Source organism: Coriobacteriia bacterium, assembly GCA_030652115.1.
Classification (GTDB): domain Bacteria; phylum Actinomycetota; class Coriobacteriia; order Anaerosomatales; family Anaerosomataceae; genus UBA6100.
This window is the reverse complement of the sequence record JAUSBK010000003.1, coordinates 21,993-47,775: the sequence shown is the minus strand read 5'-3', so window position 1 is coordinate 47,775 and position 25,783 is coordinate 21,993. Positions and strand designations below refer to the sequence as shown.

Below are 25,783 nucleotides of genomic sequence, written 5' to 3'. Positions count from 1 at the left end.
GGTTTGCGCGATGACGTGCTACCTGCGCCACATGGGATGGATGTTCAGGGTGCTCGATCTTGAGAACGATGCCGGCAACCGGCACCGGCTCGACCGGGCTATCAAGCAGACGCTGGGACTCGCCTCGGACGCCCCATGCGAAGAGGTCCAGGCGTACCTCGAAGCGCTCTCAGGCGAGGAGCGGTTCGAACTGATCGACGAACTCGAGCGTCAGCTGTCGGTGTGACGATACACGCCCGGCACGCAAGAAGGGCCGCCCGCGGGCGGCCCTTCTTGGTCTCGCTCGGTCGCGTGCGGTGCTACGCGGCGGTCCAGCCTGCGTCCGCCGGGATCGCTGCGCCGTTGATCAGCTTGGACTCATCGGAGGCAAGGAAGAGCGCGAGGTTCGCGATGTCCAGGGCCTTGAGCTGCCCGGGAATCGCTGCATACCATGTCTGGCAGCGCGCACTGGCCGCCGGATCCATCTTGGTCGGATCGACGCTCTGCATGATGTTGGTCTCCACGGCTCCCGCCACGATCGCGTTGCAGCGCACACCCTCCTGCGCGTAGCGGAACGCGGTGTTCCTCGTGAGACCGATGACACCGTGCTTCGAGACGGTGTAGGCGCATCCCGCTGCGCCGCCACCAACACCCGCCACCGACGCGGTGTTGATGATCGAACCGCCACCCGCGTCCTTCATGACCGGGATGGCCTTGCGCGTGAGATACATCGGGCCGTTCAGGTTGATGCCGAGCACCCGATCCCAAATCGCGTTGTCCATCTCGGCGGCGCCCTGGTTCAGATCCATGACGCCGGCGTTGTTGCACAGGACGTCTACCTTGCCGAAGGCAGAGACGGCCTCGTCGATGATCTTCTCGCAGTCCGCCTGATCGGCGACGTTGCCCTGAACGCCAACGATCTCGCCGCCGGCGGCCTTGACCTCATCCACGACCTCGGCGAGGGTCGCCTCGTTCCACTCGGCGGCCACGATCTTGGCGCCCTCGGCGGCGAAGAGATTCGCCATCGCGCGGCCCATGCCGGAACCCGCACCGGTGATGACCGCTACCTTACCTTCGAGTCGCATGGAACACCCCTTCCCTTAGAGCCGGAACGAGCGCGAGTTCTCGTCCTCGCGCCCGAATTCGTAACAATCGTTACAATAGCGGGCTGGCAGTGTATGTCAACTGCGCGACCATGGCGTGTATCCGGGTACGTACCCACTCGAACGCACGTCCTCCCGCCAAAGGAGTCGGAATGGACTGGCAGGTCGTCCCCGCCCTGATCGCCGCCGGAATCATGACGCTGTTCGGGCTGGGCGCGCTCATCCGGCCATCATCGCTCGCGGCGATCGGCGTCACGGCCGACTCCCCGCTCGGAACATCCGAGATCCGCTCCGTGTTCGGGGGGATGTTCATCGCGCTCGGCGTGGCGTGTCTGGTCACCCGGGAGCCTGTCGTCTTCGCCGTGGTCGGCGGGGCATGGCTCACCGACGTGGCGGTGCGCATGGTTTCGGTCATCGTGGACCGGGTGCCCACCCGTCAGGCGGCCGCGGTGCTCTCCATCGGCGCTGTAATCGGCGCCGCACTGCTGAGCGGCTACTGGCTCGCCTGAGCGCCCATCTGCCTGAGCAGCCGCTCGAGCTGCTCGACGAAGTGCTCGCGGTCCTCCTCGGTGAATTTGGACGGCCCACCGTGTCTGCCGCCCTGACGCCGCAGCTTAGCCTCGGCGTGTCTCACCGCGAGCTCAGCGTCGATAGTGGCAAGGTAGAAGATGCGCCCCCGCGGCGAGATTGCGCCCGCGCCACGGCCAAGGACCATCGCGGCCAGCCCGATGTCCTGCGTCACGACCACGTCGCCGGACTCAAGACGCTCGATCACCGCGAAGTCGGCGGCATCGTGGCCGCTGCTTACCTGGATCGCTTCGACTCCGCTACGCGAAGCGTAACGCTCGAGGTTCTGCGTGCTGTTCGCCACGATCACCACGCGCATGCCGTGGCTTCGGCCCGTCGCGATAGCCTCGCGCGTGACCGGACAGGCATCGGCATCCACGAAGAGCGTCGCCATGGCGACTCGCCGGCCGCAGCCGGCCGCTACCGTTCCTCGAAGTTCACGTATTCGCGGCGGTCGGCAACGCTCTTGTACGCCGGGCGGATTATCTTGCCGTTGTTCGCGAGCTCCTCGATGCGGTGCGCGCACCAGCCCACCACGCGCGAGCACGCGAAGAGCGGCGTGTAGAGCTCCTCGGGGATGTCGAGCATCCGGTAGATGTAGCCGGAGTAGAAGTCCACGTTCGCGCTCACGCCTTTGTAGACGGTGCGCTGCTTGGCGATCGCCGAGGGCGCGAGTTCCTCGACTTTCGTGAGCAACGCATACTCCTCGGCAAGACCCTTGGCAGCCGCGAGATCGCGCGCATAGTCGCGCAGGATGATCGTGCGCGGATCGGAGACCGAGTAGACCGGATGGCCCATGCCGTAGATGAGGCCGGAGCGATCGAATGCTTCCTTGTTCAGCACGCGCAGAAGGTAGGCCCCGATCTCCTCGTCGTCGTCCCAGTCGTCGACGTTCTCCCTGATGTCGTCGAACATCCGCACCATCTTGATGTTCGCACCGCCGTGTCGCGGGCCCTTGAGCGAGCCGAGCGACGCGGCGATCGTCGCGTAGGTATCGGTGCCGGTGGAAGAGACCACGTGCGCCGTGAACGATGAGTTGTTTCCGCCACCGTGCTCGGCATGCAGCACGAGCGCCAGATCGAGCACGCGCGCTTCGAGCGCGGTATACCGGCTGTTCGCGCGCAGCATGTGCAGGATGTTCTCGGCGGTGCCGAGGTCCGGTTCAGGCCGGTGGATGACGAGGCTGTCGCGCAGGTACTGGTCGGCGTACGCCTGGTAGGCGTAGACCGCCAGCAGCGGAGCGAGCGCGATGATCTGCAGACTCTGGCGGAGAACACCGGGGATCGACGTGTCGTCGGGGTTCTCGTCGCGCGTGTACAGCGCGAGAACGCCGCGCGCCATCGCGTTCATCACGTCGCGGCTCGGCATGCGCAGGATGGCGTCGTGCACGAAGTGCCTCGGCAGGACACGGTACGACGCGAGCTGGCCCTCGAACAGCCGCAGCTCCCGCACGTTCGGCAGTTCGCCGAAGAGCACCAGGTAGGCGGTCTCCTCGAAGCCGAGGCGACCCTCGCTCAGGAAGCCGTTGACGAGCTCGTTGATCTCGATGCCGCGGTACACGAGCTCGCCAGGGATGGGGACGTACTGGTCCCCGTCGGGCGCGGAGCCGACCACATCGCCGATTTGCGTAAGTCCCGCGAGAACGCCCTTGCCGGACACATGCCGAAGACCGCGCTTCACGTCGTACCGGGTGTAAAGCTCCGTATCGACGATGCTGCTGTCACGCGCCATCGTGCTCCAGCGCTCGAGCGTCTGCTCGGACGTTTCGCGCGTGTGCTGTGTCCCGCTCGTGGTCTCGTCCGCTGCCATATCGCTTCCTCTCCACCGCTCCGGTGGCAATGGACGGCCCGCAACCGTCCGGTTCGTCTGCTTTGCTCGGGCCGCCGGCCGCTCACACCGAAGGAGCCGCCGAGGCGTGCGGCCACACAGGCCGCGACACGCTTCGTAACCGGTATTCTACCCGAACCGTCGCAACACGGCTCCTGAAGCGGATCGGGTCCGCCGGCTTCAGCCGACGGACCCGACACCCCGCATCGACGCACAGATCTCTAGGGCGCTACATAGAAGGCAACGCCCTCGTAGGCGTACGTGGCGGACCAGCGAGCCTGCACGGCATCCCGCTCCTCGATGGAGGAGGTGTAGAAGTGACTGCTGTTGGCCTTGTTGTAGAAGCGGTAGACGGTCGTGCCGCCCGCCACCTCGGTGGTAGAGATGTTGAAGCCGACCCCCTCGTAGGTGTACACGCCCGGCCAGGTGGCCTCGACGGCCGCCTTCTCCGATGCCGAGGCGGTATAGAAGTGGCTGCCATTCGCCTTGTTGTAGAAGCGGTAGAGCGGATCGAAGTTGGTGGCCACGTTCGCCGAGTAGGCGATGCCCTCGTAGGTGTACACGTCGGCGTACGACGCGATGATCTTGTTCGCCTCTTCGTCGGACGTCGTGTAGAAGTGCGTGCCTGCATCCGCGTTGTAGAAGCGGAACACAGCGCTACACGCCTCGGCCTTCTCGCTGCCGATCAGCACGAACGATCCGGCGGCCAGCACGGTCACCAGCACCAGTGCGAGCGGCGACAGGACACTACGCAAACGACTCATCCCGATCCTCCATGCCCTCAGGAACCCCGACCTTGTGGCCGAAGAGCGATGAATCAGGGGCAGCACGTGCAGTGCCAAGGGGCGGCGCAGGAGGACGTCCGAAGTTCGGTATCCGACGAACGGTTTCCGGGGTGCGGGCACGACGAGGGCCCGCCGGCGGAAGCCGGCGGGCCCTGTCCGAATCGCTCAGGATCGCTTCGCTACTGCCCGAGCCAGAACGCCGGACCCTCGAAGTTGTAGATGGTGGGCCAGGTGGCGATCACCATGTCTGCCTCTTCGGCCGAAGCGGTGTAGAAGTGGCTGCCGTTGGTCTTGTTGAAGAACCGGTAGACCGGTACCGAGTTTGGGACGGCCCCCGGGTTCACCGCGTACGTCTGCCCGTCGAGCTGGAAGATGGTGGGCCAGGTGGCGAGGATGTGCGCCGCCTCATCGGCGGATGCCGTGTAGAAGTGGCTGCTGCTGTTGCGATTGTAGAAGCGATAGAGCGGCTGGGTGTTGTTCGCCGGGTTGGTGTAGTAGCAGATGCCCTCGTAGCGGAAGACCTTCGGGTAGTTGGCGATCACACCGTTGGCCTCTTCGAGCGACGGTGTGAAGAAGTGCGTGTTGTTGGTGAAGTTGTAGAAGCGGTAGACGGGAGCGAGAACGACCGGTGGTGGCGTGCCCAGGTAGATCGTGTCGCTCACCGTGCGCGTGTTGCCCGATTCGTCGGTGAAGCGCGCGTACACGGTCTTGGTGCCGTCTCCCGCCGGCAGCGTGAGGTCTTTGGTCGCGGACAGCGATGCGTTGAGCGGCGGAAGCCAGGACGTGTTGTTGAACGAGAAGTTCTGCGTGACCACCGGCGAGTCATCGGCGATCGAGATCGTCACCGTGACGTTCGGATCGGTGGTACTCGCCGCTCCCCCGTTGATCGAGATGGTGCCCGAGGGGGCCACGTCGTCGAACGCGAAGCGGGCTGGGGCGTGCCAGTCCATCGGGTCGGCCGTGCCGCTTCTCAGCTCGGTCCACCCCTCGCCTATCACCACGCCGGTGCCGTTAGCCGCTAGCGTCCGGATGGGACCGTTCGTTCTCGGCACCCAGGACGTGAGCATCGTCGCGTCGCCGCTTGGCCGGAGCGCGGTCGCGTACGGGCGAGACTGTCCGCCGACCTGTGTGAACTCTCCGCCGACGAAGATGGCGTCGACAGCAGTGGACCTGGCGAGCGCCAGAACCCGTCCGTTCGGATCGGGGATCCAGGCCGAGGAGGCCACGCCTGTTGAGAGACTCACCGCAGCGAGATTGCTGCGCGCGCTGCCACCCACGCTAGTGAAGTTGCCGCCCACGTACAGGTGCGTGGAGGTAGCGATCATGTCGTCCACGGTCGTACCCGTGATGTTCGGATCCCAGCCAACATCGACGGCGGGACTCGCCGTCTGGATGCGCGCGAGATGGTTTCGGGCGACGTTGAAGATGCCCGTGAACTCGCCGCCTACGTAGATCATGTCGTTCATGGCGCTGAGATGAAGCGTGCTCACGGTATCGTTCGCGCCAGTGCCTGCGTACCAGGCTGTGGCAACGCCCGCTGAATCGAGGGCAGCAATCCGGAAACGGGCCTGACCGCCGACTAGTGTGAAGTCACCGCAGACCCACACGGTCGTGCCGTCGGAGACCACATCGAGTACTGCATTGTTTGCGCTCGGATTGAACGACATCACAGCCGCGGTGCTGGGGTTAAGCTCGGCCAGGTTGTTGCGACTTGCACCGCCGATCGTCGTGAAGCCGCCGCCGACGTAGAGCTTGCCGTTGCCCGTGGCCTCGATGGCCATGACGGTACCGTTCGCGCCGCCCGTGGGATACCACGACTTCAGCTTGCCGGTGGAGTCCAGCGCGGCGATGCCGTTGCGCCGATGTGCGCCCACGGAGTAGATGTCGCCGCCCACCGACACATTCGTTCCGGAGACCGCGATGCTGGCGACGTACCCTCCAAGCGGCACCGGATTCCAGATGTTGTCGTAGATGAAGTTGCCATCGTTGGAGTACCGCACGATGCGCTTCTGGTGGGTCTGCCCGCTGATCGCCGAGAAGGCACCACCCACGTACACGGAGCCCGGCGTAACGGTGATGGCGAACACGTTGCCCGCCGGATTGGAGATCCAGCCGCCGTACAGCTCGCCGTTGACGTCGACGATCGCCGTCAGGTTGTCGGCATTCACGTTTCCGTCCACGGTGGCGAAGTCCCCGCCGATGAGCACGAGGTTCGTCCCACCCGTGGTGCTCGGGTTGAGCGCGATCGTCCGGACGAGACCGCTCACCACCGGATTCCAGCTGGCCACGACCGCACCGGTCGACACCGTGAACTTCGCGACTCTGCTGAGGGAGGTCGAGGCGATCGTGGTGAAGTGGCCGCCCGCATAGAGGTAGGTGCCGTTCGTGGCGAGCGCATGCACCGAGTCGTTAGGGCTCGGGTTCCATGATGTCGCGGTGCCACCGCTGATCCCGGTCTTCACCAAGGCAGCGAGGTTGTTGCGCGGTGCGCCACCGATCGCGGTGAAGGTGCCTCCGACGTACACCGTCTCTCCGGTCACCGCAATCGCGAGGACCGTGTTGTCGGGGCTCGGCGCCCAGCCAACGACCACCGTGCCATCGGAGACGGCCAGCTTCGCCAGGCGCGGATACGCAAGACCGCCGATGGAAGTGAACGAGCCACCCGCGTACACGTAGCTGCCGTCCACGGCGAGCGTGCGCACGGTGTCGTTTGCGCCGGTGGTCCAGGCGGTGTCGAGCGTACCGTCGGCGTTGATGCGCGCAAGGTTGGAGCGTGCCACGCCGCCCACCGAGGTGAACGCCCCGCCGATGATGAAGTCGCCCGAGCCGTCGCCCACGGCCACAGTGACGACCACGTTTCCATCGACGTACGGGTACGCGCCCTCCATCGTCCCGTCGGCCATTCCGTCCCCGGTTCCATCGTTGCTGATGACGCCGTGCCCGCCCGTTGGCGGCCCGACGTACGTGAAGTCACCGCCGAGGTAGAGCGTCCCGTCCGTCGTCGGCGCGTACTCCGCCGCGTAGACCGTGTTGCTTACGGCCGCAGGGTTCGCGGTGACCCACATCGTGGTGTCGTGATTCGGACTCGGCACCGCCGTTGTCGGCGGCACAGCCGCGGCCGGCGTGGCAGGCGCGAACACCAGCCCCTGGATGAGAACGGCCGCTCCGAGCACGATGCGCGCCAACCGAAGCGACCGTGAACGGTGCGTACCAAGTAGCGCCGCGGACTGCGACATCCTGCCACCCCCAAGTGATCGACATGCCCCTGATGACCGCCGCCGCGGTTAGCAGGAAGATACCCGCCGCGCGCACTGCGCGATGCAGGGCGCTGTACGAACGCGACGAGTGGTCGCCCGAGAGGGACGACCGGCGCATCGGGCCGCGTCGAGAGCGTCTCACCCTCGGCTCTGGTTCGGAGAAAGGAAGCAGGCGCGGTCACGTATGACCACGCCTACCTGCGTTTCTTATGGCGGGAGTGACGGGGCTCGAACCCGCGACCTCCGGCTTGACAGGCCGGCGCTCTAACCAAACTGAGCTACACCCCCGCGAGGGTTGTCCGCACGGCGGACAGCAAACGGATTCTAGCGAGCGAGACCGGCGTTGTCTACTTGTCGGCAGCCGCAGGAGGCCGGGCAGTCGAGCCTCGATGTCTCAAGCTTGGGGCCGAACAGCCGATGAACACGGTAGGCGCGCCGGGAGCCAGCGCGATCGAACTTCGATTACCAGCAAGCCGGAAGGAGCGCGTCGTGAAGTCCATCAAGGTACGGATCATCTTGCTCGTCGTGATTGTCAACATGCTGGGCGGCGCTGTGATCATGGCGGGGATGAACGCGGCGTACAACAAGAACGTCGAGCTGGTCAAACAGGCGTCCAGTGAGACCATCGACCAGGAAGCGGTTCAGGAGCAGCTCTTCGCCGACATGGCGGGCAATCGCAACCGCGCGCTCGTGATGGTCGCGGTGCTCGCACTCGTCATGTCGGCCGGACTCCTCGTAGTACTGGATGGACTACTCTTCAAGCGCCTCAAGAAGATCGTCCACGACACCATGAGCGTGATCGGCGGCAAGTTCGACGCTCCCATCGTGGTGGTTCGGGATGATGAGATGGGCGAGCTCGAGAAGACCATGGAGCAGTTCAGGCTGTTGTTCATCGAAGCGGTGAACAAGTAAACGTCCCGCAAGGCTGACGCGCACCGCAGCACACATCTGAGAGCGTCGAATGGGGCCGCCTCAACCGGGGCGGCCCCTTGCGTACCCGCTTACACGGCCGAGCGAGATACCGCTATGCTTGAATCGTCCGAAGGGAGCCGAACGATGTCGAGCACCGCTGAAGCCCTGCAGGCCGCACTCTCTGAGCGCATCGCTGCGCGCGACCGGACCGGAGCGGTGACGGTCGCGCTCGATGCCGTCCGCTCTGGAAGCGTCACCCTCCCGGAGCTCTACGACATCCTTGCCGCTCATCTCATCGCCATAGGCAGCTCCTGGCAGTCGGGCGAGACCGAGGTGTGGCAGGAGCACTACGCCACTGCGGTCGTCCGCACGATCGTCGAGGCATGCCATCCGCTCGCCGCCGAGCAGGCCGCGGCGCCGAACGGGCTGTCGGTCGTCTTCGCAACGCCGCCCGAGGAGTATCACGACCTCGGCCTGCGCATGATCGCCGATCGCTTCACGCTCGCCGGCTGGACGGCCCACCTCCTCGGCGGGAACGTCCCGGTGGAGGAACTCATCGCCGCAGTGTCCGCACTGGGTGCTCGCGCGGTCGTGCTTTCGGCGTACACGCACTTCCATCGCATCGCGCTGAAATCGTACGTGGCGGAGCTGCGCGCTGCGCACCCCGGGGTGCGCGTGTGGGTGGGCGGCGCGGCGTTCGCACGCGAGCACGACGGGTGGCCGGACGAGATGGTGCTCGATCCCGCGGTCATTCCCGCGCTTGCCGGGCAGGTGGGCTGAGCGATGCTGAGCCTCAAGATCGCCGCCCGCTTCCTCAAGAGCTCGCCCGGTCAGTCGGCACTCATCATCGCCGGCATCGCCGTGGGCATCGCCACACAGATCTTCGTGGGGTCGCTCATCACCAGTCTGCAGGCCGACCTGCTCGATGCCGCCGTGGGTTCAAGCCCGCACATCACGCTGCGTCTATCGGATGGCGGGACCATCTCGACGTACTTCGCCGACGACGCTACCACCCGCGAGGATCTCATCTCAACCGCGGTACCGGTGCGAACGCTCTCGGCTATCTACGCCAACGAGAGCGAGAGCGTCCCACTCAGCGTCACAGGCGGCGACGCCGCCGAGCTCGATACCATCTACGGCCTCTCCGGCAAGCTAGCCGAGGGCAGCTATCGGCTCGACGAGGGCGACGCACTCGTGGGAACGCGCTTTGCCGAGGAGTACGGAGTGGGCGCAGGTGACGAGTTCGAAATGCTGCTGCCCGGCGGCACAGTCGCCACCTTCACCGTGAGTGGCGTCTTCGACCTCGGCCAGGGCACCGCCAACGAGCGCTTCGTGTTCGTGGATGCGGCATCAGCCGCAGATGCACTTGGAATGACCGAGAACGAGTGTTCGGCTGTTCAGATTCAGCTCACCGACCCTTTCGCTTCCTCCGAGGTGGCACCGCGTCTCGCGGACGCGTTCGGGGTCGAGGCGGTCGACTGGCAGGAGGAGAACGAGGAGCTGCTCTCGGGTCTTGCGGCGCAGTCGGGCTCGTCTGCGATGATCCAGGTCTTCGTGCTCGTGGCGGTCGCGCTCGGGATCGCCTCCACGCTCGCGATCAGCGCGGTGCAGAAGACGCGACAGATCGGCATCCTCAAGGCCATCGGCATGGGCGATGCGGCCGCCGGACGCATCTTCTTGTGGCAAGCGGCGCTGCTGGGTGCAGGCGGGACGCTCGGCGGCATCGGGCTCGGCTACGCGCTCATCGCGCTGTTCAGCCTCGCGCCGGTGCCATTCTCGATCCGGCCCGAGCCGACCTTCATCGCGATCTCCGCAGCGATCGGCATCACCGTGGCGCTGCTGTCCTCGATCATCCCGGCGCGATCCACCTCGCGTCTCGACCCGATCGAGGTGATCCAGAATGGCTGATCTCCTCGTTGCCGACGCGCTCGAGAAGACCTACGGCGAGGGTGACGGCGCCACGCGCGCGCTCAAGGGCGTGAGCTTCTCGGTTGCCGAAGGCGAATTCGCATCGATCGTGGGCCAGTCGGGCTCGGGCAAATCCACGCTACTCAACCTGATCGGCCTGCTCGATACGCCGAGTTCCGGTTCTGTGCTCTTCGGCGGCGAGAACACCACGGCACTCGGACGGAAGGGCCGCGCGCAGTTGCGCAACACCTCGCTCGGCTTCGTCTTCCAGTTCCACTACCTGCTGCCGGAGTTCAGCGTATGGGAGAACCTCACGATGCCCGCGCAGATCGCCGGAACGAAGATCACCGTCGAGGAGAAGTCGCGCGCACTCGAGACGCTTGCACTCCTCGGCCTTGAGGGGCTCGAGCAGAAGAACGCGAACCAGCTCTCGGGCGGGCAGAAACAGCGCGTGGCGATCGGGCGCGCGCTGATGAACCGGCCGCGTCTGATTCTCGCCGACGAACCCACCGGCAATCTGGATACCGCGAACACAGCCGCGGTCTACGAGCTCTTCCGTAGGATCAACGCGGAGCTCGGAACCACATTCCTGATCGTCACGCACGACCGTGCCGTGGCGCAGCAGACCGACCGCATCCTCGAGGTGCTCGACGGCGAACTGGTGCAAGACGTTCGGAACGATTACACGGGCGAGGCGCGGTAGTCTACCGCCTCCGCTGCCCCTCGACGATCGCGCCAGCCACCGTGCCGACGCCGGCGCCACACAGCATGCCGAGGATCATGTCGCCGAGGATGATGCCCAAGGTCATCCCGAGTCCCGCGCCGATGCCGATGAGCGCTCCCATGCCCGGCGCAGCCGAACGACGCTCGACGACCTGTGCTGCACGTACGTTATCGTCGGAGACGATGGGATCAGACTGATCGAGCTCAGTCATCGCAGACACCTCTTCCCTACTAGACTGCATTGGCGACGCGCTGGCCCTCCACCATGCCGTCCCGCATGCGGATCGTGCGGTCGCACGCATCGGCGACTTCCGGGTTGTGCGTGACGATCACGAACGTCGTTCCGCGGTTCCGGTTGATCTCGCGCATCACGTCTACGATCTCCGTAGACGTGGCAGTGTCCAGGTCACCGGTGGGCTCGTCGCCCATCACGATCGCCGGAGCGTTCACGAGCGCCCGTGCGATCGCCACCCGCTGCTGCTGACCGCCGGACAGTTCTGTTGGGACGTGCTTCATGCGGTCGGCGAGCCCGAGGAGGTCGAGCAGCGTGGCGGCCTTGCGCGCTGCCTCGGCGCGCGACGACCCCGCGTACTCGGCCGCGAGAGCAACGTTCTCAAGCGCGCTCATCGTAGGAATCAGGTTGAAACCCTGGAAGATGAAGCCGATCTCGTGGGAGCGCAAGCGCGTGAGTGCACGACCGCGAAGCCCGTCAACGCGCTCCCCTTTGAGCCACACCTCGCCTGAGTCGGGGACGTCGAGACAGCCCGCGATATGCATGAGCGTGGACTTGCCCGAGCCTGAGGGACCCACGATAGCCGCCATCTCCCCCTCTTCGATCTCCAAAGTGGCGCCGCGCAGCGCGTCAACGAAGTTGTTCTTGCCGAGCCGGTAGCGCTTGGTGAGCCCTGTCGCACGTACGATTGATGCCATGGTGAGTCCTTTCGGTGAAGTGAACCGGCTACTCGTAACGGAGCGCGGTGACGGGGTCGAGACGCGCGGCGTGCCATGCCGGATAGAGACCGGAGAGGACACCAAGCACAAGCGCGAAGGCGACAGAACCGACGGCTAGCCGCGGCGTGACGAGAAACAGCTCGGTGGCCGAGGCCGCGCCCGCTTGGTTACCGGCGGCGGCGATCATTGCGCCGAGGCCGAGCCCTAGCAGCCCGCCGATGAGCCCCATCACAGCGGATTCGGCGACAAACTGCCGCATGATGGCGCCGTCCGATGCGCCGATGGCCTTGCGCACGCCAATCTCGCGGGTACGTTCCGAAACCGACATCGTCATGGTGTTGATGACCGACAGGCCGCCGACAAGCAGCGAGACGACCGCGATGGCATAGATGATCTGGTTGAAGATCTTCAAGGGCTCAGTCACCGACTCCTCGAAGCCCCTCGGCCCCATCGCTTTGACGCCATCTATGCGGTCCTCGATGCGTGCGGCCGCCTCGTTCGGGTCCTCACCCGGCTCGAGGAAGACCGTGATCGAGGTGATGAGTGTGTCGGCCTCGGCGCTATCACGGATGGCAGCCGGGAGTGTCCCCACCAGCAGGTACTGCGCGTCTTTGAGCGAGATCTGAACGGCCTTGTCCGGAGCGGTGAGCGTCTTGCCGAGGATGCCAACGACCTCGAACTCCTTGCCACGCACCTCGATTGTCTCGCCCACCTCAGCATCGAGCTTGGTGACCAGGTCAGAACCCACCACGCATTTGCCACGATCATCCGCCTCGAGCGCGCGGCCCTCGACCACCTCGCTATCGAACGTCTCGTAACCGATCTCGCGGAAGTCCGTCGCGTTGATGTTCGCCGGGATACCCAGGTTCACGGTTGAGGGGTCCTCCTCGAGCAGCATCATGATTGAGCCCGAGGTACGCGTTACGCCGTCCACCTTCTCGATCTGCCCGAGCAGATCGGTCGAGAGCGGCTCGGTGGAGAAGCCGGCCATGCCGCTCATGCCGCTGACGATGACCTTGTCGGCGTAGTACGTGCTGCCGCCGTCGACGAGCAAGCTCAGCTTCTCGGCGATCGAGCCCATCACGACGAGCGCGAGTACGCCGATGGTGATCCCGAAGATCGTGAGGAATGCCCTGAGCTTCCTCCTGAAGATAGTGCGTAGAACTCTCATTTGGACCTCCGTGAGTACCGCTGCGGACCTAACTCCGTTCAGTGACCATAGTTAAGTTATTGTGTTCATACGAATGTGTCAACCCAAACTTCGCGCTCGTATGTGAGTTGACATCGTAAGATAACGCTGTTAAGTTCATGGCGTCGCCGAGGAAGGAACTCAGATGGCAGCGCGGCCCGCCAATCCAAGCCTGAGAAACGAGATCGTCGCCGCAACTGCCTCCCTCGTGGAAGAACGCGGGCCCGAGGGCCTCACCATGCGACTGGTGGCCGACCGTATCGGCTACAGCCCCACGACGATCTACCTCTACTTCAAGAGCAAAGAGGAGCTGCTCGATGCCACGGTGAACCGCGCCTTTGACTGGTTCGCGGACCACATGGAGCGCGCGCAGCGCGCAGCGGCTCCCCTCGAACGGCTCCGCGAAGCCGCGCACGCGTATCTCGAATGGGGCCTCACGAACCCTGCCATGTATCGCCTGATGTTCGAGTGGGGCTACCTCGGCGATATCACCGAAGACGCCGTCTTTGCGCGGCGAGCCAGCTGGCGCCGTAGCAGGACTCTCGTCGAGCAGGGGATCGAGTCGGGTTCGTATCGGCGGGGAGTCGATAGCGCTGTGGCCGCCGACACGATGTGGGTCGGCATCCACGGGCTCACATCTCTCGCCATCTCGGGCAGGATGTTCGGGAACCCGGGAACGGTAGATCCTGCGGTCGTATCCGCACGCTCGCACCTGCTTGTCGACGCACTGGCCGACGGATGGGACGCCGCCTGGCGCAACGCGTGACATTCCGCATGAGGCGCGGACCGACCGTATCCTCGAGGTGCTCGACGCCGAACTGGTGCAGGACGGAACGACTACATGGCGCTTGCCCGGTAGCCCTACGGCAGCTGCGCAGTCGGGTGACAGTTCATACAGAGGTCGTCGTACGTCTCCACGAGCATGTTCACGTTGAGCGTCTCGTGGGGGAAGTTCTGGAACCTCGGGTTATCCGTGTCGACCTGCCCGTCGGTCGCCGTGACCGTGAATGGCTCCGCGTCCCCCGTGTCGTCGGTGAGGGTGCCCACACTCCGCGAGTCCTCGTGACACTGCTGGCAGATCGGCTCGTGCGTGCCCTGTTCGGCGGTGCGCGGATACGGCATCAGGTAGCCGCGATTGGTGAGCGCGAGGGTGCCGACGACCGTGGCCGTGGTGGGATCGTCGCTATCGAGACGCGCGACGCGATCGTAGACGTTGGCCCCGATGCCGCTATCCACCGGATGGTTGTGAACCGCGCCACCGGATGACCGACCCGCGTGACACGCGAGGCACCAGTCCGAGCCGTACTCGGCCACGTCCACCGTCGAGACGCCGGGCCGCTGCTTCAGCAGGTGCGATGTGGCGGTGGGCTTCGCGAGGGTGAGCGTGTACGTGGTGCGCCAGCGCTCGGGCGTGAACGCCGCCACCGTGTTGTTGTCGTGTGGGCTGTGGCAGTCATCGCATGATAGCGTGGCGCCCGGGCCTCCAAACGCGACGGTGGCCGAGCCCCCGGTCGTCGCATCCCCGCCGGGCACGACGTCGGTGACATCGATGGCGTGCATGCCGCCGTCCGTACTCGGGTCGATGCCGGTGCGCGCCTCGATGGCGCCGTACACGCCCCTGCCTCCGGTGCCGTCGTGGCACGTGCCGCAGGACGCGGACACCGTGGCGGCAGGAAGCAGGTCCGCGCCGCCAGCGTCATGCACCGCGTGGCAGGCCTCGCATCGATCGGTGGTCGCGGTGTAGAGGCCATGCGGCCCTTTGCCTGCCACTGGATCGAGGTCCATGCCCATGTGCGGTAGGTGGCACATCGTGCAGATCAGGCCGCTCGGCCCAGGCCGGTGGCACGGCATACAGTTGGTGAGAACCGAACCCTGGTGCTGTTCGGTCATGTTGGCCGGCTCGTCGTAGCCGAAGGCCGGCGACGCGAGAAGCAGAACCAGTCCGCACGCAAGCAGTGCGGCGATTGCGAGTGCGCGGCGAGTCATCGTTCCCCTGCTGACGTCGTAAGCGCGGTTTATGCGACTACGCGAAGCATACACACACTAAGGGGTGCGCACTAGTGCTCTGGCAGCTGGCCGGGCAGCGGCGCTGTGCGAAGCGCACCTACAGCCCGAGCCCCAGCTGTCCCGCTGTCGCGCCCTCCCACGGCGCGACCAGCTCCGGTCCGAGGATCTCGGCAAGCTCGCGCGCGTTGCGCGGCGCGTAGTCGTACTTGCAGTTGTTGAACATCACGTAGGTGACGTCATTCCCCTCGGCAAGTTCCCGGACCTTCGGCGCCCACTCCTCGAGCTCGTCGTGGCTGTAGAGGTAGTCGAACCGGTCGGCCGCGGAGACGTTGCGCGCGAAGTAGGTATCACGGTTGCGCCCGTGAAGCCGCACGTATCCGATCTTGCTGGTGGAGGCCACAAGCGGCGGCATCGTCGTGCGCGTGGGGAACTGCGGCGCGTCGACCGCCACGTAGGTGATGTCGCGGTCGGCGAGGAACGCGAGCGTCTCGCGTGCGTGAGCCTCATCCACCCACGACGGGTGCCGGAACTCCACGAGCATGCGCCGCTTGCCGAGCTTGCCGCGCGCGTAATCGATGTACGCCAGATTCTCGTCGTGGAGCGCCTCGTCGAGGGCGGTGAAGAAGGGCGGGAACTGCATCAGGATGCCGCCGAGCTTGCCCGCTTCCTCGAGCGGCTCGAGCGACTCGAGGAACAGGTCGAACGCGATGTCGACCATCTCCTGAGACGGCCGCTTCACACGACCGCGCTCCACCGCATGCGGATACTCGCGCAGCTCGGGATGGAGCGCTCGCTCGTCGACCGAATGCTGCGTCATCATGCCGAAGGCCTTCACGTGGAAGGTGAATCCCGGAGGTGTGCGCTTCGCCCAGTTCTCGACCACGCGACGATCGGGGATCGCGTAGAAAGGAGCGTCCGCTTCGACGGTGTCGAAGCGCTCGGCATAGTAACGCAGCCGGGATGCGGGCGTGGTGACGTCGGACGGATACCATGCTTCGATCATGGTCCGATCCGCCCACGAGCAGGTGCCCACCCGCACCCGTCCCACGTGTGCCTGCCCTTCGGCCTACTGCAGTGACAGGTACTCGGCGAGGGCCGCAGCCTCGTCCTCGCTGACGTCGGCCCCGCGCGCGATCATGTCGTCGATCACGGCCGCCCAGCCGACTGCGTCGAGATCCTCGGCATTCACGCGCTCGAGATCGTGACATCCCGTGCACTTCTCTTGCAGGATCGTGGCCCCGTCGAGACCGGTGGCCTCGCCAGGCGTGGGCTCCACCTCGACGGCCGGCTCCTCGGAAGAGCCGCACGCCGCGGCCAGCGCGAGCACCACGAGCATCAGGGCAACGAGTGCGAATCGCTTCATGTGTCGTTCCTTTCGTTGCGGTGCGGCGCCAGAGCGCCGACAAGCGTTAGATACCCGTGGCTGCTGCGCCCGACACGCGAGCGCTGTCGCCTTCCAGCAGAGGCGTGTAGTCGCGCACGTAGTCTTCAAAGGTGAGCGGCACAGGCGGCGCATGGTACGGCCAGTCGAAACGCTCCGCCACCAGGTCGCTGAAGTTCGCCCGCACGAACTCCTCGGTGCGATGGTACTCAAGCAGCGGGTCGAACTCCGACATGCCGAAGAAGCACGGCTGCGCGTACGGACCCGCAAGGTCCTCTTCGGTCACGGTGAGGATCTCCCGCACCTGCGCGGCGAGCACCTGGATCGTAGACGCCGAATACGACATGAGCCGCTCGCGCAGGTCGGTGGGCGTCTCGAAACCGCCGACGTCACACATGAACCAGATCAGGAGCCCCACGGCCTTGTCGTTGCCGAGCATCCGGGCGAGCGCGGCGCGCGGCAGCCGGTGCTCAAAGACGCCCGTGACCACCGAGACCAACGCGCGAGCGAGAGGCGGGCGCGTGAGCGCGCGGTTGCTCACGCACGGCGATAGCAGCCCCACTTTGATCACGCGCTCTCCGAGCCCTTGAAGCGCACGCAGCGCAAGGATGCCGCCGAACGAGAATCCGAGAAGCGCGAACCGCTCGGCTCCCACGTGGTCGGCAAGATCGCCGATCACGCGTGCCAGGCGTGCGCTCGAATACCCCTCCTCGAGCGGTGTGCTGCCACCGTGGCCGGGCATCTCGAAGAAGTAGGTGTGGTAGTGCTGACCGACGAACTGGATCATCGGCGTCCAGTCATCGATGAGCGACACGGTCGCCGGGACGATGATCATCGGCGGGCCGTCGCCGCACTCGGCGTAGCGCAGACGCGTACCGGGCAGATCGACGTCACGAACGGTGACGGAGGGCGGGACTGGCACGGGGTGTAGCTCCTCGCACAGGGGGCTGCCGGACGGCAGTTGAGGGTATCATGGCTCCAACGTTCACGCCCGACAAGGAGGCGCACCATCTCACCCCACGACGAGAGCACTCGCGCGACGGTGCTCGCCGAGGCGCAGGCCGCACTCGGTTCGCTGCGTGCGCCGCTCGAGGCAGGCCTCTCCCTCGACAATTCGGCTCCGGCCTTCCTCGGCTCGCTCTTCCTCATCCGGTGCACGCGCAATCTCGCCGCCGTGATCACGCTGTGCGAGGCCGGCTGGGCACCCGAGGCGCAGACGATCCTGCGCGCAATGGTGGAGGACATGGTCACCGTGAGCTACATCTCCACCGAGCCGGAAACGCTCTCGCACAAGTGGCTCAGCTTCGAGAATCGGCGCCTGCCGAGCTTCGGCGAACTCGTGGCGGCATTCGCCGGTGAAGAGGCCCCGGAGCGCGTGGACAAGCCACGCTACGAGCGGTGGACTCGGCTCAGCTTCAACGCCATGGCCGAACGCGCCGACACCGTCGTCCCCGGCCTGCTCGAGTACCTCGGCTACGTGTATCCGATCCTGTCGGACAGGGCGCACGGCAATACGTCGTCAAGCGGAATGTACGTGCACATCCACCCCGACGGGACGGCCGAACCGCTGTTCCAGCCCTCTCCGAGCCAGGTGGCGATCACGGCATGCAACGCGGTCACTGCCGCACTCACGACCGCCGACAGGGTCCACGCTCTGGGCGTGGATGTCGAGATCGGACCCCTCGAGGAAGCGGAGCGTAAGGCACACGAAGCATGCGGGCTGCACCTCGGCGCGCGGCCTGACTCTCTGGAGTGACGTAATCCCACCGGATGCTGTATAGTGCGTTCCGATGGGGCACACTATGTTGCGATATCCCCGCCCGGCCCGCCGGCTCAGCGGAACCGCCACCGGCCAGGTGCCTTTCTCACCCCTGTCACAGCCAAGACGCCTCATCCTGCGCGCGCGCCGGCACGGCATCGTCTGGCTCCAGCGCCCGGCGGTCTGCTCCGTCTCCTCGATGCGTCTACGCCCCCCGAAGCGCATCTTCCGCGCACACCCGCACGTGCAGCTGTAGCTGGCTACGGGCGGTAATCGAAGCGGTCGCCGATCACGATGCCGTTCTCCGCCGCCCATCCCTGCGGTAGCTCCACGGCGTAGGGACTCGGCGACGGGCTCGTCACCAGACGCATGTCGCCCGGATCGAGCGGCTCTATCGCGCTCACCGTTCCGTCCTCGGCGACGAACAGCACGTCGATGGGGAACGAGACCTCCTTCATCGCGAAGGTGCGGGGGGCCACGTCGTCGAACACGAAGAGCATGCCCTCGCCCTCGTCGAGCGGATCGTAGCCCTGCAAGCCGCGCGAGAGTTCCTCGGCATCGTCGGCCACTATCACGTCGATGGTGACGCCATTGAGGGACACCGTCGGCCCGGGCTCGGGGCCACAAGCCGTGAGGAGGCATGTGGCTGCGAGGACGCACACTATGCGGAACGCGTACATGGTAGGTACCTGCCTGCCCGAGAGCGACGACATCGTCACTGCCATCGTACGTCACGCGCGCCGACTGGCCGAGCGGTATCATGGTCGAACTGTACACACCCCTGGCGACGGTAGTCGCGCTCGGCAGGATCGCTCGCACGCCAGACTTTCGCGAACGAGAGGACACGCATGGCAGGCCACGGAGAGTCCAAGGGTGCAGTCATCGCGGCGGTGTTCGCCAACCTGATCATCGCGATCATCAAGTTCGTGGCGGCCGCCATCACGGGGTCCTCGGCGATGATCTCCGAGGGTATCCACTCGCTCGTGGACACCGGTAACGGCGGCCTCCTGCTGCTCGGCATGAAGCGGGCGAAGATCCCTGCCGACGAGGGTCATCCCTTCGGGCACGGCAAGGCGCTCTATTTCTGGACGCTCGTGGTCTCGGTCTCCATCTTCGGTATCGGCGGCGGCATGTCGCTGTACGAGGGTGTGTCGCACATCCGCCATGTCGCTCCCGCAGCCGTTCACTCGGACCCCACCGTCAACTACATCGTCCTCGGCATCGCGCTGCTCGTGGAAGGCTGGTCGTTCTCGGTGGCTATCAGGCAGTTCTGGAAGGCCAAAGGCACGCGCAGTTCGTGGCAGTTCATCAAAGAGTCGAAGGACCCGAGCCTGTACACGGTCGTGCTCGAGGACAGCGCTGCGATGCTCGGCCTGGTCTTCGCGTTCCTCGGCGTCTTCTTCGGCCACCTCCTCAAGAATCCGTACCTCGACGGTGCGGCGTCCATCGCGATCGGTCTCCTGCTGATGTCGGTCGCCTTCGTCCTGGCGTTCGAGACTAAAGGCCTACTGCTCGGCGAGGGCGTGGACGCCAAGACGCTCGCTGACATCAAGCGTCGCGTGGAGTCCGATCCGGCAGTGGACCGGGCCGGCGACATCCTCACGATGTACATGGGGCCCTACGAGCTGCTCGTGAACCTAGGTGTGGCATTCAAGTCGGGAATCACCGCCGAGGAGATGCACGAATCCATCCGTCGCATCGAGGCCGACCTCCTGGACGCCTACCCCGAATGCACCCGCGTGTACATCGAGGCAGAGTCGCTGCCGGTCGTGCGGGTCGCATCAGCTGCGGATGCGCAACCTGCAGAGAGATAGCGCGAGCGCACGCCGGCCCGCCGCCGGCGGCAGACCAGCGACGGGCCGGGCAGTAGAACAGCCGGTTTTGTGCTCGGGTTAGGACCTCGCGAAGGTCAGGTCCGAGGCGATCATGGACGCGACCGGTGATGGCGTGGTGATGATCTCGACCGCGCTTTCGAGCGCGTTCATCCGGTTCGTGCCATGGCGGCGCAGCCGGTCGCCCACGCTCACCAGGTGTCGTGCCCGATCGAGGTCGAGCTTGCTGAAGTGCAGGCCCTCCCACTCCTCGCGATCGCGCGTGGCCCACAACTCGCCGAACAGCCAGCGCAGGTTGCCGATGTCGTCGAGGGTGAGGTAGTGCCAATCGGCCTTCAGGCCATGCCGCAGACGCTCGATCGCGCGGTCCACCGCACGCTGGCGATTCACCTCGTGCAAGCGTCTTCCCAGGGTCTCATCGTTCACGGCGCGTCTGATCATCGGAACGGCTCCCATTCGTGCAATGTTACCGGGGTTTGTGAGTGCAGTATTCGCTGCCATGCACGAAGTCCCTGCGTGAATAAGGAAGCCCGAGTAAGCCTGAGGAAAGCTTGTGAATGGCGTCACGTTCACAAGGCCCGCACTTCGCTGCGGCTAGTGGTCCTTCGCCATGAAGCGCGCGACCGCTGCGTCCGCCGCCGCCCGGAGCAGCGTCACCTCGGGATCGAGATCGAGCGCATGCTGAAGCAACTCGACGAGGCGCTCGCCGCTGCGCAGGCTCAGCCACCGGAGCCGCCGCGCGAGCGGCTCCCAGGGACTGCGGCGATTGCGCAGCCACAGCCATACCAGCGCCGCCGACAATACGATGAGCGGCAGCATCCCCGCCCAGGATTCGACCGGGAAGAGCGCCGCCCCCAGTGCCGCGAGCACCGCCGCGGTGAGCAGCCAAACGAGCGGTGTGGGTTGGTTCATCACGAGGAACACGAGCTTGGGGACCTCGATGACGTCGCCCCGCGGCTCGAAACCGATCTCAGCACGACGAAGCCGGATGTAGACCGCCAGCGTTCCGCGCCGCCGTCGCATGTCCCAGAGGGTCAACAGCAGGAATGATGCGACCAGGACCCCGGCCCCCCATCGCGCCGCCGTCCCGCAGTCCGCCAGCCCGATGATGGTGCCCGCCCCGGCCACCGCGCAGGCGACCACATACAGCGGCGGGATGCCCAGCGCCGACTCGGCAAGGCGCGCGTCGGCCACTCCGTCGACGCTCGACGAGAAGAGGAGACCGAGGCCGATCCGGTCCCACGCCGCCGTGAGGAGGACGATGCCGACGAAACTGATGAGACCGAGTGCAAGCGCCAGCATGCGGGCGACCCTTCGCAAGTTGGAGGCCTCACACTCAATACGACCCCGCTCGCACCATCCCTGCAGAGCCGGCCGCCCGATTCGCTACACTGATGGTGTCCGACGACTCGCAAGGCGGTGTCTCAGATGGTCTCCAGGCTCAAGGCGCTGTTCACGGATTCCGCGAAGCGGCCCCGGGCGATGGTCTGGACCGGAGTCGCGCTCATCGCGCTGGCGATACTCACCGGGGCAAGCGTCGTGGGCACCTCAACCCAGTGGTTCTGCACCGAAGCGTGCCACGTGGTGCACTACGACAACACGCTCACGTACAACGCAGGCACACACGTGAAGGTCTCATGCATCGCGTGCCACGAGCCGGTGAACGGAAGCCCGCTCACCTTCATCCTGATGAAGATCGAGGTCGCGCCCGATCTGATCCCCACGATCCTCGGCACGTTCCATCTGCCGATGAACGAGAACCATTCGGTCTCCTTCGCGATGCCCGAGGAGCAGTGCACGCAGTGCCACACGATGGAGAACCGCGTGGTGAACCCCTCGGCAGGCATCATCATGGACCATGAGGTGCATGCCGCCGAAGGCGTGACCTGCGTGTCGTGCCACAACCGGGTCGCGCATCCCGAAGAGGACATCGAGTACGTGCTCGAGGGCGACCGCAAGCACGAGAACTGGATGGGCATGGACGCGTGCTTCCGCTGCCACAGCCTGGAGGCGGGTGCGCTCGCTCCCGGCACGTGCGCCGCATGCCATCCGGCGGACTTCGACCTCGTGCCACCGAGCCACGATGCGGTCGGGTGGTATGCGGAGTACGGCGAGAGCGGCGGTCACGCCGCGGCGGCCTCCGATGAAGCCTCGCGGGTCGCCGGAGCGGTGGTGTGGGCCGAGGGCTTGCACGAGATCGAGGAGAACGAGACGCTCGACATGGGCTACGAGCAGTCGGTGAACACCTGCTTCACGTGCCACGCGAAGCAGTTCTGCACCGACTGCCACGGCCTTGAGATCCCACACCCGGCCGAGTTCGTGACCGACCATGGCGATGCTGGACGCGCCAACCCCGAAGCGTGCGCGAACTGCCACGCACGGAGCGAGGCCGAGGCGGCGGGCACGAACTTCTGCAACGCCTGCCATCACCCGCAGGGCACGCCGGAACGGCCGTGGATCGAGCAGCACTTCGACGCGGTGGAGTCCGGCGGAGCGCAGGCCTGCTTCGACTGCCACGACCCCAAGTACTGCGCGGTGTGCCACGTGAGCGGTGCCCAGGCTGCCGCGCGCTTCGTACAGGAGCAGGCCGGCCAGTAGCGACGCGAAGCCCGACACACACGAGCCCCGTCATCCGGACGTGAGGATGGCGGGGCTCGATCGTAGTTGGTGGGCGATGAGGGATTTGAACCCCCGACTTCCTCCTTGTAAGGGAGGCACTCTCCCGCTGAGTTAATCGCCCGATCGCTGCTGCGGCCTGCGGTCGCGCAACGAAGCACATTCTAGCAGGCAGAGCGCATGCAGGCACCGGCGCGCTCCGTGGGTCTGCGGCTCCGCCATCGGAGGACTCAAAGCGCCTCGGCTTGTCGCGCGCACGCCGACTGTCTATTCTGGGGACTACTCTAAGGACTACCTTAAGGTGGCCTCCATGACCCAGGTCCAAGCTCTCGACCGGCACGAGCAGCTTGCGGCGATCGCGGATCCGCGTCGCCTCGGCATCCTGCGCATGCTCATGACGCGCCCGGCGACACTGACCCAGATCGGCGAACGGATCGACAAGCATCCTGCCTGGGTGCGCCATCACGTGCAGGTACTGCTCGCGGCACGGCTGGTGGAGCTCGTCGAAGAGCGGACAGTCCGCAACTACACCGAGAAGTACTACGCCGCCACGTTCGGGGCGTTCGAGGCGCATCTTCTGGTGACGCCGGAGTCCGCTGAGCCGCACACGCTCGTTGCGCTGGGGAGCCACGATCTGGGCCTCGAGCTGCTCGGTAGCGACGTCGAACGCGCACATGTGGGTCTCGTGAGCGTTCCGATCGGGAGCCTCGACGGGCTCATCGCGCTCCGGCAGGGCCTGTGCGACGTGGCCGGATGCCATCTGTTCGACGATCAGCTCGAGGAGTACAACACACCGTTCTTGCGCCATCTGTTCCCGGATATCCCGGTCACGGCAGTCACCCTTGCGTACCGCGAGCAGGGACTCATAACGGCGCCGGGCAACCCGCGCGGATTGCAGGCGCTTGCCGACCTCGCCGGGGGTGGCGCCCGTCTTGCCAACCGCAACGCCGGCTCGGGCACGCGCGTGTGGCTCGACGGACGACTGCGCCGCGAGGGCATCGCCGCCGAGGCGATCGCCGGGTACGACACCTCCTTCGGCACACACACGGCGGTGGCCGCCGCCATCGCCGCAGGCGAGGCCGATGCGGGTATCGGCCTGCGAGCATCGGCCGAGCGGTTCGGCCTGCACTTCAGGCCGCTGTTCATGGAGCGCTACGACCTCGTCATCCGCCGTGACCGGCTCGATGAGGAGTCCGTGAACGTGCTGCTCGAGAGCCTGTCATCGCGTCGGCTCAAGCGATCGCTTGGAGCGCTCGCCGGCTACGACGCGTCGCACACAGGGGAAGAGGCGCTCTGCGCCTAGGGGTTTGCGCGGCGTGCGCGCCGCGAGACAGGAGGGAGAAAGGCATGGGACGAGACGTGGGCAGGAGGACGCGGGCAGCGGCTGTGTTGCTCGTGGCCATCATGATCTTGAGCGGGCTCAGCGTGGTTCCCGCGTATGGTGCCGCGGCCAACTACACCCCGAGCTATGTTGAGTCGCCGACGTACATACTGAACGACCACACGCCGTTCGGCGTGCGGTTCGCCGCAGCCGCAGGAAGCGGTCTTCCGGAGGGCACGTACTACGTGAAGATCCGCGTCGCAAACACCAACTCCCGAACCACCTGGGACACCAGCTTGCATCGCGGGTTCACCTACGACCCGGTCGCGAACCATTGGGAGCAGGAACGTGACGACTGGTTCGACTGCCCGACCGTGAGCGTCTCAGCCGACGGCTCGATCGGCAACACGTGGGTCTACGCCAAGTTCGGTGACGAAACAGCCTCCGGAACCCGCTACATCCACGTGGCACTTTCTGCCACCGGCGACGGCACGACCTACAACCCGACAGTCGTACCGCAGGTGACCGTGCTCGACACGAAGACCCAGGGATCGTGGGTCCACAACGGTGTGGACAATGACACGCTTGACGGTAAGCGCGCCGCCATCCGTGCGTCCGATGCGTCCACCACCAACGGTGACCCGAGCAGCGGCGCACTCTCGGTCCTGTACGCTCTCTGGGAGGCACAGGAGAATGTCGTTGACGATGACTCCAACGGTATCGTCAACGACGAGAACTACGGCCCGACGAGCACGAATCTGGGCGACTACCGTCTCTCAGCCCCGCTCTCGACCCTCTTCGACGTGTACGTCCACAGGGTGCTCCGCTACGACGACTTCACCACGACTGTGGCAGACGCCGATGTGGCCCTCGGCGCCACCGAGAGCGTGCCGCCGGACGCCGTCGATGACCTCGCCGTCGCGGTCGATGGACAGTCCATCGACCTAACCTGGACGGCTGCAACTGACGATTCAGGCGGCTCCGGTGTCGACGGTTACCGTATCTACCGCTGGGAGGTTCCCACCAGCGTTGACCCGGTGCCCTACACCCCGGTGTCGCAGTGCATCGCAATGGTGGACGGTGCGGCCACCTCGTACAGTGACACGACCTTCACGAACGATGTCGAGTACGCCTACGAGGTCCGCGTCGAGGACGTTGCGACCAACATCAGCCCGCGGTCGAACACCGTCACGGTGACCGCCCCGGCCGCGCCGCCGGTCGTGTTGGCTCCGGTGTACCGCTTCTACAACTTCACCAACAACACGCACTTCTTCACATCGTCTGCCGAAGAGGCGGACATGGTGATCGCGACGTGGCCCAACGTCTTCCGCTACGAGGGCATCGCGTACGGAATGAACCCGGCGAACAACACGCAGCCGCTCTACCGCTTCTACAACACGGTGAGCAAGAGTCACTTCTATACCGCATCGCTCGATGAGGCGAACACCATCATCGCAACGTGGCCGCACATCTTCACCCTCGATGGCCAAGTGTATTCGGTGAACCCGGCGCCCGTGCCGAACAGCACGCCGGTCTATCGCTTCTATAACGTGACGAATGGCTCTCACTTCTATACGTCGTCTGCCGAAGAGGCGGACATGGTGATCGCCACGTGGCCTAACGTGTACCACTTCGAGGGTCCGGCGTTCTGGATCGGACAGTAGGC

The 25,783-nt window shown here is 65.6% G+C and carries 27 protein-coding genes and 2 tRNA genes; 12 read left to right on the top strand and 17 right to left on the bottom strand.

Annotated features, from left to right (window positions below; translation table 11 throughout):
- The first annotated feature begins 10 nt into the window (after window positions 1–10).
- Window positions 11–226 (top strand): hypothetical protein, encoded by a 216-nt coding sequence (locus tag Q7W51_03015; protein MDO8847345.1) that lies wholly within the window; start codon window positions 11–13, stop codon window positions 224–226.
- Between the two features lie 73 nt (window positions 227–299).
- Here Q7W51_03015 and Q7W51_03010 read toward each other — a convergent pair whose 3' ends face one another.
- Window positions 300–1,064, bottom strand: a complete 765-nt coding sequence (locus Q7W51_03010; GenBank protein MDO8847344.1) for an SDR family oxidoreductase — start codon at window positions 1,062–1,064, stop codon at window positions 300–302.
- 170 nt (window positions 1,065–1,234) lie between these two features.
- Here Q7W51_03010 and Q7W51_03005 point away from each other — a divergent pair, with 170 nt between their 5' ends.
- Window positions 1,235–1,591 carry a hypothetical protein gene (locus Q7W51_03005; GenBank protein ID MDO8847343.1) on the top strand — a complete coding sequence of 119 codons (357 nt, stop codon included), beginning with the start codon at window positions 1,235–1,237 and terminating at the stop codon, window positions 1,589–1,591.
- On the opposite strand, the gene Q7W51_03000 is transcribed toward Q7W51_03005, so the two are convergent.
- From Q7W51_03000 to Q7W51_02980, 5 genes are all read right to left on the bottom strand, one after another.
- On the bottom strand, window positions 1,576–2,043 hold the full coding sequence (locus Q7W51_03000; protein MDO8847342.1) for a YaiI/YqxD family protein: 468 nt from the start codon (window positions 2,041–2,043) through the stop codon (window positions 1,576–1,578). The genes Q7W51_03005 and Q7W51_03000 overlap by 16 nt on opposite strands.
- Before the next feature lie 26 nt (window positions 2,044–2,069).
- Window positions 2,070–3,458 carry a citrate/2-methylcitrate synthase gene (locus Q7W51_02995; protein MDO8847341.1) on the bottom strand — a complete coding sequence of 463 codons (1,389 nt, stop codon included), beginning with the start codon at window positions 3,456–3,458 and terminating at the stop codon, window positions 2,070–2,072.
- Between the two features lie 239 nt (window positions 3,459–3,697).
- The gene (locus Q7W51_02990; protein ID MDO8847340.1) at window positions 3,698–4,240 is read right to left on the bottom strand and encodes a hypothetical protein; all 543 of its coding nucleotides are present in this window, start codon (window positions 4,238–4,240) and stop codon (window positions 3,698–3,700) included.
- A 200-nt stretch (window positions 4,241–4,440) separates the two neighbouring features.
- The gene (locus tag Q7W51_02985; GenBank protein ID MDO8847339.1) at window positions 4,441–7,497 is read right to left on the bottom strand and encodes a hypothetical protein; all 3,057 of its coding nucleotides are present in this window, start codon (window positions 7,495–7,497) and stop codon (window positions 4,441–4,443) included.
- A 231-nt stretch (window positions 7,498–7,728) separates the two neighbouring features.
- Window positions 7,729–7,806: transfer RNA gene (locus Q7W51_02980), tRNA-Asp, on the bottom strand.
- A gap of 201 nt (window positions 7,807–8,007) precedes the next feature.
- Here Q7W51_02980 and Q7W51_02975 point away from each other — a divergent pair.
- The 4 genes from Q7W51_02975 (at window position 8,008) to Q7W51_02960 (ending at window position 11,041) form a co-directional block, all read left to right on the top strand.
- Complete coding sequence (locus Q7W51_02975) at window positions 8,008–8,430, top strand: hypothetical protein (GenBank protein MDO8847338.1); 423 nt, start codon at window positions 8,008–8,010, stop codon at window positions 8,428–8,430.
- A 144-nt stretch (window positions 8,431–8,574) separates the two neighbouring features.
- Entirely contained in the window at window positions 8,575–9,210 is a 636-nt protein-coding gene (locus tag Q7W51_02970) for a cobalamin-dependent protein (protein MDO8847337.1), read from the top strand.
- A 3-nt stretch (window positions 9,211–9,213) separates the two neighbouring features.
- Window positions 9,214–10,338, top strand: a complete 1,125-nt coding sequence (locus Q7W51_02965; GenBank protein MDO8847336.1) for an ABC transporter permease — start codon at window positions 9,214–9,216, stop codon at window positions 10,336–10,338.
- Window positions 10,331–11,041, top strand: coding sequence for an ABC transporter ATP-binding protein (locus Q7W51_02960; GenBank protein MDO8847335.1), 711 nt, complete (start codon window positions 10,331–10,333; stop codon window positions 11,039–11,041). The genes Q7W51_02965 and Q7W51_02960 overlap by 8 nt, the downstream gene beginning before the upstream one ends.
- Window position 11,042: 1 nt before the next feature.
- On the opposite strand, the gene Q7W51_02955 is transcribed toward Q7W51_02960, so the two are convergent.
- Genes Q7W51_02955 through Q7W51_02945 form a run of 3 tightly spaced genes read right to left on the bottom strand, consistent with a single transcriptional unit; the run spans window position 11,043 to window position 13,183 of the window.
- The gene (locus Q7W51_02955; GenBank protein ID MDO8847334.1) at window positions 11,043–11,273 is read right to left on the bottom strand and encodes a hypothetical protein; all 231 of its coding nucleotides are present in this window, start codon (window positions 11,271–11,273) and stop codon (window positions 11,043–11,045) included.
- A 19-nt stretch (window positions 11,274–11,292) separates the two neighbouring features.
- Window positions 11,293–11,991, bottom strand: a complete 699-nt coding sequence (locus Q7W51_02950) for an ABC transporter ATP-binding protein (protein ID MDO8847333.1) — start codon at window positions 11,989–11,991, stop codon at window positions 11,293–11,295.
- Between the two features lie 28 nt (window positions 11,992–12,019).
- Complete coding sequence (locus tag Q7W51_02945; GenBank protein ID MDO8847332.1) at window positions 12,020–13,183, bottom strand: ABC transporter permease; 1,164 nt, start codon at window positions 13,181–13,183, stop codon at window positions 12,020–12,022.
- A gap of 163 nt (window positions 13,184–13,346) precedes the next feature.
- On the opposite strand from Q7W51_02945, the gene Q7W51_02940 reads away from it, so the two are divergent.
- The gene (locus tag Q7W51_02940; protein ID MDO8847331.1) at window positions 13,347–13,967 is read left to right on the top strand and encodes a TetR/AcrR family transcriptional regulator; all 621 of its coding nucleotides are present in this window, start codon (window positions 13,347–13,349) and stop codon (window positions 13,965–13,967) included.
- Window positions 13,968–14,062: 95 nt separating this feature from the next.
- On the opposite strand, the gene Q7W51_02935 is transcribed toward Q7W51_02940, so the two are convergent.
- From Q7W51_02935 to Q7W51_02920, 4 genes are all read right to left on the bottom strand, one after another.
- Window positions 14,063–15,187, bottom strand: a complete 1,125-nt coding sequence (locus tag Q7W51_02935; protein MDO8847330.1) for a cytochrome c3 family protein — start codon at window positions 15,185–15,187, stop codon at window positions 14,063–14,065.
- Window positions 15,188–15,305: 118 nt separating this feature from the next.
- Entirely contained in the window at window positions 15,306–16,211 is a 906-nt protein-coding gene (locus tag Q7W51_02930; GenBank protein ID MDO8847329.1) for a DUF72 domain-containing protein, read from the bottom strand.
- A gap of 63 nt (window positions 16,212–16,274) precedes the next feature.
- A complete protein-coding gene (locus Q7W51_02925) occupies window positions 16,275–16,571 on the bottom strand; it encodes a cytochrome c (protein MDO8847328.1) in 297 nt (98 codons plus the stop codon).
- Between the two features lie 46 nt (window positions 16,572–16,617).
- Window positions 16,618–17,511, bottom strand: a complete 894-nt coding sequence (locus tag Q7W51_02920) for an alpha/beta hydrolase (GenBank protein ID MDO8847327.1) — start codon at window positions 17,509–17,511, stop codon at window positions 16,618–16,620.
- Between the two features lie 120 nt (window positions 17,512–17,631).
- On the opposite strand from Q7W51_02920, the gene Q7W51_02915 reads away from it, so the two are divergent.
- Window positions 17,632–18,345 carry a DUF5677 domain-containing protein gene (locus tag Q7W51_02915; GenBank protein MDO8847326.1) on the top strand — a complete coding sequence of 238 codons (714 nt, stop codon included), beginning with the start codon at window positions 17,632–17,634 and terminating at the stop codon, window positions 18,343–18,345.
- Between the two features lie 263 nt (window positions 18,346–18,608).
- On the opposite strand, the gene Q7W51_02910 is transcribed toward Q7W51_02915, so the two are convergent.
- Window positions 18,609–19,073, bottom strand: coding sequence for a DUF192 domain-containing protein (locus Q7W51_02910; protein MDO8847325.1), 465 nt, complete (start codon window positions 19,071–19,073; stop codon window positions 18,609–18,611).
- Between the two features lie 123 nt (window positions 19,074–19,196).
- Here Q7W51_02910 and Q7W51_02905 point away from each other — a divergent pair, with 123 nt between their 5' ends.
- Window positions 19,197–20,162 carry a cation diffusion facilitator family transporter gene (locus Q7W51_02905; protein MDO8847324.1) on the top strand — a complete coding sequence of 322 codons (966 nt, stop codon included), beginning with the start codon at window positions 19,197–19,199 and terminating at the stop codon, window positions 20,160–20,162.
- Between the two features lie 78 nt (window positions 20,163–20,240).
- On the opposite strand, the gene Q7W51_02900 is transcribed toward Q7W51_02905, so the two are convergent.
- Window positions 20,241–20,621, bottom strand: a complete 381-nt coding sequence (locus tag Q7W51_02900; protein MDO8847323.1) for a hypothetical protein — start codon at window positions 20,619–20,621, stop codon at window positions 20,241–20,243.
- A gap of 153 nt (window positions 20,622–20,774) precedes the next feature.
- The gene (locus Q7W51_02895; protein ID MDO8847322.1) at window positions 20,775–21,482 is read right to left on the bottom strand and encodes a hypothetical protein; all 708 of its coding nucleotides are present in this window, start codon (window positions 21,480–21,482) and stop codon (window positions 20,775–20,777) included.
- Between the two features lie 126 nt (window positions 21,483–21,608).
- On the opposite strand from Q7W51_02895, the gene Q7W51_02890 reads away from it, so the two are divergent.
- The gene (locus tag Q7W51_02890) at window positions 21,609–22,778 is read left to right on the top strand and encodes a cytochrome c3 family protein (protein ID MDO8847321.1); all 1,170 of its coding nucleotides are present in this window, start codon (window positions 21,609–21,611) and stop codon (window positions 22,776–22,778) included.
- A 67-nt stretch (window positions 22,779–22,845) separates the two neighbouring features.
- Here Q7W51_02890 and Q7W51_02885 read toward each other — a convergent pair.
- Window positions 22,846–22,920 (bottom strand) — tRNA-Val (locus Q7W51_02885).
- A gap of 186 nt (window positions 22,921–23,106) precedes the next feature.
- Between Q7W51_02885 and Q7W51_02880 the strand changes: the two genes are divergently transcribed.
- Together Q7W51_02880 and Q7W51_02875 are read left to right on the top strand one after the other, a co-directional pair.
- Entirely contained in the window at window positions 23,107–24,099 is a 993-nt protein-coding gene (locus Q7W51_02880) for a substrate-binding domain-containing protein (protein ID MDO8847320.1), read from the top strand.
- Between the two features lie 44 nt (window positions 24,100–24,143).
- A complete protein-coding gene (locus Q7W51_02875) occupies window positions 24,144–25,781 on the top strand; it encodes a hypothetical protein (protein MDO8847319.1) in 1,638 nt (545 codons plus the stop codon).
- Window positions 25,782–25,783 lie beyond the last annotated feature (2 nt).